Genomic DNA, 13207 nt, shown 5'->3' on the forward strand with positions numbered 1-13207 from the left:
GCATCGGAGCCGCACAACACGATCGACTGAACAATCGCGGCACGTGTGCGAGACGCCGATGCCTCGGTTAGCATGGCTGTGATGAATGATCCGCTTGCCCGCGCCCTCCTCCAGCTGGCTCATCGCGAAGACGCCAACGAAAACCTCACGACGGCACGCGGTGACGGCTCTTTGATGGCAGCCGCCATCCTCGAGAATCTCGCCGCCGGCAGCCGCAACGCCTACGATGCACCCCACGCCTTTCAGGTCTTTATCCGTGGCGGGGGCAATCCCGGACTTTACAGCGCAACCAGTAGCGCATTGGCCTCGCTGTACGGGCAACATGCTGTCAGCTCACTTCTCGATATCGGGGCCGGCGACGGCATGGCCCTGCTGCCGGCCCTGGCACACGCATCCGTCGCCCCCGGCAGCGTTGACGTTGTAGAACCCGCAGCCGGCCTGTTAGCGACGCTAAGGCCGAAACTTCCCCCCGGCAACGCGTGGCCGCTGACGCTACAGGCGTTCCTGTCGAAGATCGCACCCGGAGATTTCTGGGATCTCGCCCAATCGAGCTTCGCCCTCCAATCAATTCCGCCCATTGAGCGGCTTAATTCACTCAAGCAGCTGCGCGGGCACGTGGCGCGAATTGCCATCGTTGAGTTCGACGTCCCCGAACACAACAATGAAAGCGAACAGGTCGTTTCGATGGCACAACGCTACGAGCGAGCGGCGCAGGAATATGGTGAGGACGGCCCGCTGGTTGCCGGCGGATTTTTGGCCCCCATGCTGCTTGGACAACTACGGGCCACGGCACCGTCGAACTTTGAGCAGCCGGTCTCTGCTTGGTGCAAGGAACTCGAAAGTGCCGGTTTTCGAGTCCGATCGAGCGCCCATTTGTTTGATTACAGTTGGGCACCAGCCTGGCTCATCGTTGCCGACGCCTGAGCCAGCCCGACGACGCGTCCCGGGAGGCGGGAACGCCCAACCACCACCGTTTTGCTACAAGACGGCTGGTAGCTCAGGCGGACGTCCTGGCAACGCCTGGAAGCGTGGGCCGTTCGTACCAGCGATTGCGGCTCGCCCAGTTTACGAAGGGTATCTTGACCACTCTGGGCAGCTTTCGTCGGTAATGAGCGTCCGCGAAGGTCTGCTTGCGCGGCGCCGGATGGAACGGATGAAGGCGACGCCATTTCCAAGGCCCTATTCGACGAGATCGCAGACCGGCTCGGGGGAGAAAACTCCAAGTCAGCGAAGGCCCGCGCCGCCTCGTTTCGGCGTTACGGCTCTCTGATCACCGGCGCTAGCGTAGCCGAGCTTCCTACGCCTCCAAGCTCGTGGGTCGAGCGGGTGTTCGATGTCAAAAGGTGGACGCCTATGCCCAAAGGCGGGCACTTCGCTGCCATGGAACAGCCGGAGCTCCTGGCGGAAGAAATCCGCGCGTTCTTCCGTCCGTTGCGGTGAGCGGCTGCCCGCGTTTCATTTCTACATAGCGCCGTGTTTAAGCCGATGGGTACGACTTCGGCCCGTTGCTCGACGTTATCCGCCTCAAGCCCGGCTCGAAGGTTGGGGGCCTGTCAGCGTGCGCACGGCCCAACTGCAATGTCCGCTTCAGGCCGATAGCGGACCAAGGCCACGCAGCGTGGCTTGATCGAATGACCGCTTCCGACCCATAGCGGACGCTAATGGTCTGCCAGATTCGGAGGGCGGCGCGTATGCTGAGATTCACCGATGACGGAAGAGGCATGCCGATGAAGTTCTTGCAGTTCCTCCTGATGGTGCTTTTGACGCTCCCATACGCTGTCGCTGTCGAGTCGAAGTCCTCTGTTGGTCATGCCGAGCAGGCCTTTCACATGTGGCTGGCCGCGCATAACGCCGGCGAGCGCCAGCTATTTGAAGCCTTCAAGGCGAAGTACAAAGATAAAGACGACGTTCAATGGTTCGTCGACTTTCGAGAGTCGCAGGGCGCCTTTCAGCTGGTGGAGGTCAAGTCGAGTACGCCCACGTCCGTGGAGGCGCTGGTGGTGTCCGAGTGGGGAAATGCGCTGCTGGCCAGAATTGTCCTCAAGCAGGGCGATATCTTGGAACTGAGCAGCATGGGGTTCGAAGGCGTGCCGACCCCCGATGCGTTCAAGCCCGAACCCATGGAGTTGAACGCGCTGGTGGCAAGGACTAGAGAGCGGCTCAATGCACTCGAGTCCAAAGGCAAGCTCTCGGGCAGCTTTCTGTTGGTGCGCAACGGCCAGCCCGTCTTCGCATGGGTTGGCGGCCTTGCGGACCGCGAGGCGACTGTCCCGGTGTCGGCTGAGACCCAACTCCGCATGGCGTCTCTCGGGAAAATGTTTACGGCCGTTGCCATCCTGCAACTGGCGGAGGACGGCAGGCTGTCGCTCGATGATCCTTTGTCGCGCCACCTGACCGACTACCCGAACCAGGAGCTGGCTCACGCGGTTACCCTGCGGCAGTTGCTGAACCACACGAGCGGCACCGGCGACATTTTTGGGGATGAGTTCCCGAAAATATCGGCTTCGCTAAGGACGCACAAGGACTACTGGGGCAGATTCGCAACTACGCCGCTCAAGTTCGAAGCAGGCGCGAAGGATCGATACTCAAACTACGGATACATTCTTCTCGGGTCAGTGATTGAGGCCGTCAGTGGCCAGAGCTACTACGACTATGTCGACCAGCACATCTACCGTCCTGCGGGCATGACATCGACGGGCTCCAAGCCAGAATCGGAGTCTGTCCCGGCACGTGCGTATGCCTACACCAAGGTCAAGGGGAAGTGGACGAGGGAGACTGCTACATTGCCGTGGCGCGGGATGGCCGCTGGCGGGGGATACACCACCACCCACGACCTAGTGAGGTTCGCCACCGCATTGGCCGATGGAACATTGATCTCGGCGGAGTCGCTGGAGGCCGCGACCCGCCCGCAGAACAACAAGGGCTCGTATGGCTACGGATTCGGGGTCAGCGGCGAGGGCGCCGAGCGCGAGTTCGGCCACGCAGGCGGGGCTCCCGGGGCGAATGCCGTCTTCAGCGTGATGCCTGTCAAAGGCTATACGGTCGTCGGACTGAGCAACTTTGACCCGAGCACCATGGGCGATATGGTGAGGTTCGTTACTCGGCGGCTCCCTTAGGACCGTCCTGCCAACGCGTGGCCAAAGCACTGCATGAGCCGGGCACCCGCCTTTGATCGGAGAACCCGGGTGGCGCGGACTTGCGGAAGTAGCCGCTCGTTCCGTGGTACGCATTCCGGTCACTTGTCACCTGGGAATGGAGTCGAAGAAGGATCGAGACCTATGACGTGCAAGCTCACCCCACGAAAATTTCTTGGCATGAATCCAGCGTCAGTCAAAGCAGGAGCGTTGACTGGCTCGTTCGCTTTGCTCACAGCATGCGCGGCGCCCACACGAGTTTCGGAACCGCTGGAGTCCCCCGACCAGCTTCGTCAAGGAGAGGTTCAAGCGAGATTGCTGGATGCTTCAGCTTCAGAGCGTTACCAACGCATCGAGGGTGTTGAATACGAACAGCCGTGGGCACTGCCCGGCAACCAGGTCCCGGCGTATCCCGCTTCTCAGGTGGCCAATCGGCTACCACCCGTCAAGGTAGTGGTACGACTGATCGTTAGCGCTGAAGGACGGGTTACAGAAGTGCAGCCGATCAACGCGGCTGCCACACCCGAGTTCGACGCCTTCTTCCCCCGCGTTCGTGAGTCGGTCCAGACTTGGAAGTTCTATCCGCTAGTCAAGGTAACGCTTGGCCCAGTGCACGGCACGGTACGTGTCGGCGACATCTCCATGACTTACAAGGGTGAGGTGACACCTTTGCCTTTTCATCAGGACTACGCGTTCGATTTTACTCAGCACAACGGCAAGCCAAAGGTCACGGTGGAGTAGAGACGGTTGGTGGAGAGCTGATGGCGGCGTCAAAACCAGCTCCCACTTTTTGCGCACGCGGATGTCCGCTATTGGCCGGAAGCGGACATCGGCGGGTAGAGGATTAGGGATGTTTGTCGGGAGTAGGGAAGGGGCACCTTCGACCCAGGACGGACCTCGATCCCAATGTATCCGTCAAGGTAAAAGCACGAAAGAGTCCGTAGTCGATAGAAGTAAGCACGATACTTTCTTGGTAATCACGGCTGGCTGGAATCACTGGATTTTGCGCTTCGTTTCGTAAGGGAGATCATCTGAGTTGAATCGGCTAGGACGATAGAAACGTTTCCATTACTCACGTTGTAGAAGATGTACTCACCGCCAAGACGCCCAACAAACCGCTGGTTGCCTTTGGGAAGCCCAGTGCCGATGGAAAGGTCGGGCTGCATGTAAAGGGCGCTATCGGCTCGAATGATGTAATCCGCCTTTCGTTGCCCGTAGTAGTGCGATGCCATGGGAACATACGCAACAGCCAACGCAATGTATGGAACCGCACGTAGCTTGGTGATGCTCTCAGGAAGATCGGGTGACCGATGTACAAGCCAGATCATGCCCCATGTGAGTAGCATTCCGATCAGTAGGTAGATACCAAAATCCACGAAGAACGCCAACGCAACAAGACCGGAAATAAACCCTACGGATGCGGCCAGTAGGGCCCACCGATGCGCCGCCACATACGGTTCTATTTTGTGGCTGATATAGCCCCCGAACAGCGCGGCACTCATCATGAAAATAACAGTCACACCTATTCCAGTGAGCCCGACGATTGCCAGGTCGCTAGCACTGTTGAACTGAAAAGGATCAAGGCCGAATCTGCCCCAATACGACTTCAGGTAGATCACGCCTTGAGTGACGCCAAAGCCGAGCAGTATCGAACCCCAGGCAATGACCTGCGCCGCGTTGATCGAAGTCTTCTGGGTTTGCATGGGGGCCTGTTCCATCGAGAGCAAGGTTTACCGCGACTTGACCCGCAGAACCGCCGGGTAACGCTCGCCAACTTCCAGCACTTGTCGTTGCAGTCCAGTAACCCCAGTAAGGATGGATGCCTGCATAGCGGCCAGCATCAGCATGCCGTTGACGTTGAGCAACGCCTCACGGATCAGAGCGGGTGGATAGCCTTCCATGTGACGGCGGAGGGGATGAATGCCGGCATGTACGTGGGAATTCAGAGCCTTCCAGTTGTAGTCCATGAACTCGCGTAGGGCTTCAACGGGCGAGTCAGGGGCTTTCTTGACCAGCTCGGCCATCATGGTGGTAGCGCTGGGTAAGTTCTTGGCAGCCTGCTCCGCGTCCAGCGTGAGGCTGTTGGCTAACTTCTCCACGTCCCCATCGCTGGCCGCGTACATTGACCAGATCGAGCGCATCACCGCTTCAAACTGGGCCCGGTGGATCACTAGGGCCGAGGACATCAGGCCTGCCGCAAGCAAGGTCCTAGCACTGTGGGCATGCTCCATGGATAGCGAGCACAAAAGGTCGCTGACCTGCAAACGGTTGCTCTCGTCATAGAGCGGACGCCCGATTACCTGGATCACCTCGGCGGCCAAATCGTCCGATTGATTAAATAGCAGATCGAAGTCCATCACTCCCCCAGTCAGCCGGCATGATGCCGGTCGGGGAGGGAAGGGTCAAACCGTTAGAGGAGTGCACTGAGGGCGAGCGTGCCCAAGGTGACGGCGAAGGATACCGCGATGGAGATGGTCCAGCGGGTGACACGCTTGGTGATGCTGACAGTGTTGTTATTGAAGCAATTGGTGCAGTTGAAATTTATGTTCATAGCGTCTCCTAATATTTGCTATGAACGTATTTAGTGTTTCCGAATCTCTGCGAGCGGCCGAACTCAGGGGTAATGGCAGGATGGCTGCGTGAGCACGTCAGGATGTGGCTGGGTCTCTCCGTATTGAAGAACAGCACCCATTCCCTGGCATAGGGGGCGGATGGGATTAGGAAAATTTATCGGGGGTAGGCAAGGCCGAAATTCGACTCGATGCGGACATTGGGCGTCCACGAGGCTCTGGCCGGTCCAGTTTTTAGGCGATGAGAGTGGATCGCAATGCGGCCGGTGTTGGGGAGTAGGGCACTCCATTGCCAACATCGTCCCATCGTCTCAGGTGGGGAGACGGACGCCCCGTAAATTGCCGGAATGGATAACCCTGTCCCATACGTGCCGGCGTCGAAGCGATCCCATGACCTAGTGTGGGACCGGGTGAACGGTGACACACTCTCCCTGGAAAAATTCATGGAGGGGCGCGACTACGGCGAAGTCGTGAGGGATGGGCGCTTGGCGGCAGAACTCGAACTTCTCGACGGAACGCCGCGCTATGTCTGCCCGCATTGCGAGGACGCGATGGGCGTCAGGTCAAAGGCCATTCGGGCGCGCAGCGAGATCCGCTTCTACTTCGATCACCTCACCGCCCGCCACCGGGAATCCTGCACCGGCCGCAAGGGTCACTCCCCCAAGGCCATCCTAGCCCGCAAGTTCGGGCTGCATAAGGAAGGTGCCCTCCACAAGACGTTCAAGCAATGGGTGAGGGACAGCCTGGACGCCGATCCGACCTTTGCCGGCACGGACACGGAGGCACGATGGTGGGACGTGGAGCACTACAAGTGGCGTCAGCCCGATGTCCAGACAACCCGGGAAGGGAATCGCTGGGCCATTGAGATCCAGCTCTCCACCACGTTTGTCCACGTCATCGCGGAACGGATGAAGTTCTACCGTGAGAACGCCGGACACATGCTTTGGCTGTTCAAGGATCTGGATCTGGAGGCGTTCCGGCTGTCGGAGGATGACCTGTTCTTCTCCAACAACCGCAACGCGTTCCGGGTCACATTCGCCACGGTGGCCCGCTCGCAGCGTGAAGGCCGCTTCGTCCTTGAAGGGGCCTGGCTGGAATCGCGCCTGGCGAATGGGGCGATCAGGGAGGTGGAGGTGCGGCGAGAGGTTTTCTTCGACGAACTCACCTTTGACACTTGCAGCCGCGGCATCCCGCGGGTCTATGCCTTCGACTACGAGGGTCACAAAGCCCGGGTGGAGAAGGAGCGGGCGACGTGGCAGGAAGAGCAGGTCTGGGCCCGGCGCCGAGACGCCTTCGATGCCTTCTACGTGGCGATGCTCCAGGGCGAGTTCACCGACTACAAGGAGAGGGATCGCCGCTGGAATGAATTGCGGCGATCGTTCGCCCAGGTGGGCATCCAGTTGCCGAAATATCCGAAGGACGACACCGACCTGGAGCGGTTACTGGTGGTGGGTTACTCGGCCAAGAATGGTCGAGGCAAGCCCATTGGAATCGGGTTTGAGACCCTGGCCGAGCTGGGCCACCACGTCCACAAGGTGTGGCCCAAGGCCCTCTGGTTCTACCGCTGCATGCTACGGACACACGGCCAGTTGAAGACCGTGGTGAAGCAAGACCGAACCAAGAAGCTTCAAGGCAAAATGAAGGACGTTCTGGTCAGCCTCGCGAAAGGAGAGCCGGCCTTTGAACCACAGCGCACCTGGGATACCTTGTTGGTGCGGCTGTTTCCCGAAGTGGCGCAGATCTGGTCAGCCGACGCCGCGCGGGTGGCGAGCGTTGCCCTTCAAGCGTCCAGGAGAAAACCTCGCAGTGTGGAGGGGACCGTGGCATGAGTAGTGACGCCTTGAATCAGGGCATCCAGATAGCTTTGGGTGCCCTGCGCCAACGCCGGCATCCCACGGCCCAAGACATCTCACAGGAAGCAAGCGAGGCCCGAGCAGCCTTAGAGGCCAACATGGGAGGCATGGCGCAGATCAGCATCCCACCCGACAGCGAGCGCCACTGGGTGACGTTCCAGCTGCTTCGGGCGTCCATGGATTACGGCCGGGCGCTGCTTTTCCTGCTCGAAACCCATCCGATTGACTTGCCCGCGGTTGCGTTGGGGTTGCATCGCTCGCAGACCGAGCAGTTCCTGCGCGCGGTGTTTGTCCAGTTCATCGCCGACGAGGAGCAGTTGCAGGACTTCCTCAAGGAAGACCGCGGGCCCCGGCAGAAGAACGAGAAGGGGAAGTGGGCAGCCATCCCATTGAAGGACTTGGCGACCGAGGTCGAAACCACCATTGCCCGAATCGGCCAAGACAACGGACCGCAGAAGCTGGCTCGCACGGTGACCAATTCTTGGGATCCCCTGTGTGGGCTGGTCCACGGGGGCAAGGCCATTCGGGTGATGTATGAGGATCCCAACGGGCAGATCGGCGCGCACGTGCCCGCCGCTATCCTCTTCCAGACCACGGTCAACACTGTGGCCACGACCAACCTCTGCGTCATCGCGGCGCTGACGGCCACGGGGGTGGGGGCCTACGACCTCAATGATGTGGTCGCGCACGCCGCCTCCCACATGACCCGATACCTCGAGCAGCGGAAAGCCCGGATGGGCCATCTGGCGTTGTAACGCCCATGGGCCTAATCCGGTTAGCCCGCTGCAGGCTTCATCAGCTCTTGAACCAAAGCTTCGCGCTTTTTCATCGGCAAGTCGGTGAGCGATTCCAGAACGGCGCTCAACTTCGATTGCTGGCTGCTGCCGCACGATAATTGACGAGGAGGCCGAGGAGTGCGGCCCTCACCGTTACCAGGGCTTTGCGCCGCGGCTACCATGACGGGACGACAAGGGGGAAGAGCGGGGGATGGAGAAGTTCGATTGGTCGAAGGTTGAGTTCGCGCGCACGCGCTGGCGCAGTCAGGTCATCCCTGACGCGCTGCCCATTCTCATCCGGTGGGCACAGGAGGGCGAGGCCCATTCATACAGCGACCTGGCCCAAGAGCTGCACGACAATTACGGGCACGAAATCAAACCCCGAAAAGACCTCTACGGCACCGTCGCCGGTGGCGTGGCGCAAGCCCTGCAATGGCTAAGCGAGCAGTGGAAGCAGCCCATTCCTCCGCTGCATGCCATCGTGGTCAACAAAGCTACCAAGCACCCTGGTGAGGGGGCGATCACCATCTCTCCTGCTTACTTCGCGGGTAAGAAGCTGGACACAGAGGACGAGCGCCGTGCGCACCTGCGGGAAGCGATGGAAGACGCTTTCACCTATCCGGACTGGGATCGGGTCGCTCGCGCCCTGGGCGCCACCATGCTGACCCCAGCGGCCGGACAGATGGAGGAAGTCGCAGCAGATGCACTCATCCCCCTCCCGAAGGTTCAGCAGGGGGGTGGCCCTGAAAGTGCCGAGCACCAGGCACTCAAGCGGTGGGTGGCTTCTCACCCGGAAGAACTGGCGGACTTAGGAAACTATCTCGCGGGCACCAACGAGAAATTGCTGAGCTCTGGTGATCGGCTGGACGCGCACTTCGACAACGGCAAGCAACGTCTTGCGGTGGAGGTGAAGACTAGCCGGTGCAGCGAGGACGAGTTGCAGCGGGGCGTCTACCAAGCCGTCAAATACCGCGCCATCTTGCGGGCGGAACAGAAGGCCACCCGCCACGTGCCCAATGGGGAGGCTGTGTTGGTCTGCACGCGCGCTCCCAATGCGGAAACCCGTGCCCTCATCAAACGCTTGCAGGTGCGGTTTCAGCAGGTGCCGTTGGAGGCAGAGGGATGACGCCTGAAGATCTGGACCAACGTGTTCGGCAAATCGACGGATACATTCGGGTACTCACACAGGAATGCCACATCCTGGATGAGCGCCGGCACATTCTCGCGCCTCTCATCCAAGACGCCGAGATCCAGGCGGGGTTGAAGGCCAAGCTGGACAAGACTCCGGGTGCCAACGCCTGGAACCACCTGACCCCGCTGTTGGGGCAAGACCTAGTGCGCGACCAGTCCCGGCTTTTCCTAGACAAAGATTCGAGGTCCGGCAGCCTGCCGAATCTCTGGCGAAAACTCCATGCGGATCCCGCGATCAAAGAATGCTACCGGGACCGCTACGGAACAATGTTCGATCACCTTCACGAGGACCCGATCAGCGATCTGCCCCCGGAAAGCTCCGCCGTTATCCAGGAGCGCTTCAGGGAGCAAGACAGGGCCACGAACTACGCGCAATTCGACACCCGTCTAGCGAAAGTAGAGGCAGACATGGCGGCACTGAAGGCGCACCCGGCGGCCGACAAGATCAAGACGATGCGCGACAAGCACCACGCCCACCTGGAAATGAGCAAGTTGGACGATGAGCCAGCTGCTTTCGACATCAACACGCTTGGCCTGACGTTCAACGAGTTGCTGGCCTTCGGCGATCGATGCCAGGCCATCGTGGCCGAACTGGGCTTGCTGCTGACGGGCACGAATTGGGATCCGAAGCAGTTTGCGTCGGTCCATGAAAAGCAAGGCAAGGCGATGTGGCGCACGTTGGCCGGTCTCTAAGCTCCTTTCCAGTTTCCTTCCCGACGAGCGATCCGAGCGCCCAGTGTCCGTTTCTGGTCGACAGCAGAGGCTTGCGGACAGGGGGTTAGGAAGATCTATCGCGAGTAGGGGGCAGCTTTCGACCAGAAACCGATATCCAGCTGGCGTGGGCTCGCGAGCGCCGCCCGGAGTACATGATTGGGCTATAGGATTGGCGCACGGAGCAGTTGGTTCGTGCTTTCCCGGCCAAGGCTTAGTGCACGGCACTGATACAAGGGGTAGCTTGGTAGCCAGTGGTCCCACAGGGCCGGGCCAGCTGGTGCAGACGGGACCCGGCCAAGAGACTGCTGAGCAACGGAGCAGCAACGATGGGTGCGGTGCACGACGAGTATTTTCGATACATGCAATGGCTGGGGGCCACGGAAGAACCTGCTGACGCGAAGCGGATTGCGCGAATCGTCCAAGACAACCTGGATGCGCTGATCCCCACGGTGAACAACGGGGGGCAACGGGCGACTGTGCTGACGCCCATGCTGCGTCGGGATCTGGACAACACGCCCGACGCGATCGAGCCGGCACAGGTCGACGCCGCCGCTGCCCAGCTTCCCTGGACACGGTTGAAGAAGCTGAAGGTCGGACCATTTCGCGGATTCCGGCGCGAAGAAGAATTCGACCTGTCGCACAACATCGTACTGGTCCAGGGCCCCAACGGCAGCGGCAAGAGCAGCCTGTGTGAGGCCCTTGAGTTTGCGCTGCTCGGCTATGTTGAAGAGGCTTCCGCAAAGCGCATCGAGGATCTTGGTCAGTATTTCAACAACATCCACGAAGGCAGGTATGTCGCGCCGCAGCTGCTGGCGACCGGTGGGGCCAATGGGGTTCCCGTTGCGCCCAATGCCGAACTGCTGCGTTTTGCCATCGTGGAGAAGAACCGCATCGAGGGCTTCGCGCGGTTGGCCGCTCGCACCCCAGCGCAAGCCGGTGCTCTCATTGCCACATTGTTTGGGCTGGATGGCTTCAACACGTTCGTCGGCAATTTCACGGCAAGCGTAGACAACCAGCTGCGGCTAGGCACGCCCAAGCAGGAAACGCTGACGCTCGTGCGCACGACCCTTGAGGTCGCACGGCAAAAGCTCGATGGCAGTGCCGAGGCGCAGGCTGCCTTTGATGCCGCGCAAACCCAGCTTGCCAATGGCTTTGAAGAGGGCCTGACCTACGAGCTGCTGCTGCGCCGCCTCGGCATGGACGGACAAGAAGGGCGGCTGCAAGAGGTCAATGCCGCCCTGCAAGAACAGATCCCTCCGCAGTCGGGGCTGGCGGTTGCCTCGTTTGCGGCCCTGCGCAAAAGCTTGCGTAAGAAGCTTGCCGAGGTGGCCAGAATGCAGGCGGATCTGGATGTCCGGGCCGGCGAGGTCTCGTTCCTTGCACTGTATCGAGCGGTAGAGGCACTTGCGGCGGAGACCCCCGACAAGTGCCCCGCCTGCGACACGCCATTGGCCAACGTGGTGCGGGATCCATTTGTTCGTGCACATGACGGGCTTGAACTACTGGCAGACCTTGCCGCGCTTGAGGCATCGAAGGCGCGCCTGGTCCAGGAATGCAGCCAGCTGTCCTCCCAGTTGCATGGGAAGGTGACGGCAGCGCATACCTACGCGCCCCTAGGCGGTGGGGGCCTTGCGCCATTGGTGCAATGGGTGGAGCAAGATCAACCAGTCGAGGCCTGGACAGAAGGCTTGCTGACCAAGGCAACCTGGAAAGCGCTGTTGGCGAAGGTTCGCGCACTTGAGGAAGGCGACGCGGACATTCGTGCAAGGCAGGCGCGTGGTGCACCACTGAGGGAAGAGCAGCAGGCGCTGCAAGAGGTCAAGGATCAGGTCGATGCCCTCCGACTTCGCCGCTCGATGCATGATCAGCAGGTGGTGGATGAGAAAGCCAAGATCGATGACTTCGAAGAAGCCAACGCGGAACTGATTGCCGAAGCGGCTGCAGAAGCAGCTACCGTGGCCTTCGAGAAGCGGATCCAAGACGGATATTCGCCTTTCCTTGACAGTCTGAAACGCTTTCGCGACGGGCTTCCGGAAGGTTTGCTGGCAGACTTGAACGAGACGGCCCAGGAACTCTACAACCTGTTCAATCTAGAGGACCACGACCATGACAAGCTCGCCAAGCTTGATCTTCCGCTTCGTGGAGGCGAGCGGATCCGGGTTGCCTTCGTGGGGAGCCAAGACCAACTGCACGACGCGCTGCACGTATTGAGTGAAGGGCATCTGCGATGCTTGGGATTGGCTATCCTGCTGGCCAAGAACATCAAACTTGGCTTGCCGTTGCTTGTGTTCGACGATGTCGTCAATGCCATCGACCATGACCACCGCAAGGGGATACGCGACACGTTGTTTGGCGATCCCAGGCTCAATGGCAAGCAGATCGTGATTACCTGCCATAGTCCGGAGTTCATCACCCAGGTTCAAAACGGCTTGGGACAGGAAGCTTCGATGCTTTACATCCTCAAGCATCATGGCGGCGATCACCAGCCCATCGTCAGAAACGGAAGCGATCGCCACTACCTGCGCCGCGCCCAAGAGAGACTTGACGAGGCTGATCAGCGGCAGGCATTGGCATCCTGCCGACAGGCACTGGAGAACCTGACGACCCGGGTCTGGAGAGCGCTGAGCAATGCCGACGATTCACTAGCGCGGATATCACTGGTTTTGCGCAGGCCCGATGGCGATCCTGAGCTACGCAACCTAGTGCAAGCCCTGTCCAGGGCCGTCAACAACGGAGTTGATCAGGGGCGACTGGCAACAGCGGCCTGGACGCAACGCAAGGAGGCGTTCCAAGAGCTGCTGGCTGTGCCTGAGGCTGCGTTGGCTTGGAAGTATCTGAACAAGGGCACGCATGACGGGGATGGGGAAGACTTCGAGATTGGCATCGTCCAGCAGATCCTGGCGGCTCTGACGAAGATGAGCGCTTCTTTTGGCAACTAGCGGCAGGTCTTTACCTCCTGTCTCCCAGCT

The 13207-nt window shown here is 60.2% G+C and carries 11 protein-coding genes; 8 read left to right on the forward strand and 3 right to left on the reverse strand.

The genetic code is table 11. The annotated features are described in order from the left end of the window. Nucleotides 1-81 precede the first annotated feature (81 nt). The 3 genes from ACW5DN_RS04520 to ACW5DN_RS04530 all read left to right on the forward strand — a co-directional run bounded on the left by ACW5DN_RS04520 (nt 82) and on the right by ACW5DN_RS04530 (nt 3875). On the forward strand, nt 82-924 hold the full coding sequence (locus ACW5DN_RS04520; protein ID WP_456961549.1) for a hypothetical protein: 843 nt from the start codon (nt 82-84) through the stop codon (nt 922-924). Between the two features lie 767 nt (nt 925-1691). After that, on the forward strand, nt 1692-3116 hold the full coding sequence (locus ACW5DN_RS04525) for a serine hydrolase domain-containing protein (RefSeq protein WP_456961550.1): 1425 nt from the start codon (nt 1692-1694) through the stop codon (nt 3114-3116). A 162-nt stretch (nt 3117-3278) separates the two neighbouring features. Further along, nucleotides 3279-3875, forward strand: a complete 597-nt coding sequence (locus ACW5DN_RS04530; protein WP_456961551.1) for an energy transducer TonB — start codon at nt 3279-3281, stop codon at nt 3873-3875. A 236-nt stretch (nt 3876-4111) separates the two neighbouring features. On the opposite strand, the gene ACW5DN_RS04535 is transcribed toward ACW5DN_RS04530, so the two are convergent. The 3 genes from ACW5DN_RS04535 to ACW5DN_RS04545 are packed head-to-tail and all read right to left on the reverse strand — an operon-like array spanning nt 4112 to nt 5685. Then, entirely contained in the window at nt 4112-4837 is a 726-nt protein-coding gene (locus ACW5DN_RS04535) for a hypothetical protein (RefSeq protein ID WP_456961552.1), read from the reverse strand. A gap of 27 nt (nt 4838-4864) precedes the next feature. Continuing rightward, nucleotides 4865-5491, reverse strand: coding sequence for a DUF6988 family protein (locus ACW5DN_RS04540; RefSeq protein WP_456961553.1), 627 nt, complete (start codon nt 5489-5491; stop codon nt 4865-4867). 53 nt (nt 5492-5544) lie between these two features. Next, nucleotides 5545-5685, reverse strand: a complete 141-nt coding sequence (locus tag ACW5DN_RS04545) for a hypothetical protein (protein WP_456961554.1) — start codon at nt 5683-5685, stop codon at nt 5545-5547. 462 nt (nt 5686-6147) lie between these two features. Here ACW5DN_RS04545 and ACW5DN_RS04550 point away from each other — a divergent pair, with 462 nt between their 5' ends. The 5 genes from ACW5DN_RS04550 (at nt 6148) to ACW5DN_RS04570 (ending at nt 13177) form a co-directional block, all read left to right on the forward strand. Next, the gene (locus tag ACW5DN_RS04550) at nt 6148-7533 is read left to right on the forward strand and encodes a DUF6035 family protein (RefSeq protein WP_456961555.1); all 1386 of its coding nucleotides are present in this window, start codon (nt 6148-6150) and stop codon (nt 7531-7533) included. Further along, a complete protein-coding gene (locus ACW5DN_RS04555) occupies nt 7530-8312 on the forward strand; it encodes a DUF6988 family protein (RefSeq protein WP_456961556.1) in 783 nt (260 codons plus the stop codon). Before ACW5DN_RS04550 ends, ACW5DN_RS04555 begins: the two co-directional genes overlap by 4 nt. Nucleotides 8313-8544: 232 nt before the next feature. Continuing rightward, complete coding sequence (locus ACW5DN_RS04560; protein ID WP_456961557.1) at nt 8545-9459, forward strand: hypothetical protein; 915 nt, start codon at nt 8545-8547, stop codon at nt 9457-9459. Beyond that, on the forward strand, nt 9456-10217 hold the full coding sequence (locus ACW5DN_RS04565) for an AbiU2 domain-containing protein (RefSeq protein WP_456961558.1): 762 nt from the start codon (nt 9456-9458) through the stop codon (nt 10215-10217). Before ACW5DN_RS04560 ends, ACW5DN_RS04565 begins: the two co-directional genes overlap by 4 nt. Before the next feature lie 347 nt (nt 10218-10564). After that, nucleotides 10565-13177, forward strand: a complete 2613-nt coding sequence (locus ACW5DN_RS04570) for an AAA family ATPase (RefSeq protein WP_456961559.1) — start codon at nt 10565-10567, stop codon at nt 13175-13177. Nucleotides 13178-13207 lie beyond the last annotated feature (30 nt).

Source organism: Lysobacter sp. A289 (assembly GCF_054072675.1).

Coding starts and splice junctions, on each gene's coding strand:
- ACW5DN_RS04535 (WP_456961552.1), bottom strand. CDS start 4,837: ATGCAAACCCAGAAGACTTCGATCAACGCGGCGCAGGTCATTGCCTGG.
- ACW5DN_RS04570 (WP_456961559.1), top strand. CDS start 10,565: ATGGGTGCGGTGCACGACGAGTATTTTCGATACATGCAATGGCTGGGG.
- ACW5DN_RS04550 (WP_456961555.1), top strand. CDS start 6,148: ATGGAGGGGCGCGACTACGGCGAAGTCGTGAGGGATGGGCGCTTGGCG.
- ACW5DN_RS04525 (WP_456961550.1), top strand. CDS start 1,692: ATGCTGAGATTCACCGATGACGGAAGAGGCATGCCGATGAAGTTCTTG.
- ACW5DN_RS04555 (WP_456961556.1), top strand. CDS start 7,530: ATGAGTAGTGACGCCTTGAATCAGGGCATCCAGATAGCTTTGGGTGCC.
- ACW5DN_RS04540 (WP_456961553.1), bottom strand. CDS start 5,491: ATGGACTTCGATCTGCTATTTAATCAATCGGACGATTTGGCCGCCGAG.
- ACW5DN_RS04545 (WP_456961554.1), bottom strand. CDS start 5,685: ATGAACATAAATTTCAACTGCACCAATTGCTTCAATAACAACACTGTC.
- ACW5DN_RS04560 (WP_456961557.1), top strand. CDS start 8,545: ATGGAGAAGTTCGATTGGTCGAAGGTTGAGTTCGCGCGCACGCGCTGG.
- ACW5DN_RS04530 (WP_456961551.1), top strand. CDS start 3,279: ATGACGTGCAAGCTCACCCCACGAAAATTTCTTGGCATGAATCCAGCG.
- ACW5DN_RS04520 (WP_456961549.1), top strand. CDS start 82: ATGAATGATCCGCTTGCCCGCGCCCTCCTCCAGCTGGCTCATCGCGAA.
- ACW5DN_RS04565 (WP_456961558.1), top strand. CDS start 9,456: ATGACGCCTGAAGATCTGGACCAACGTGTTCGGCAAATCGACGGATAC.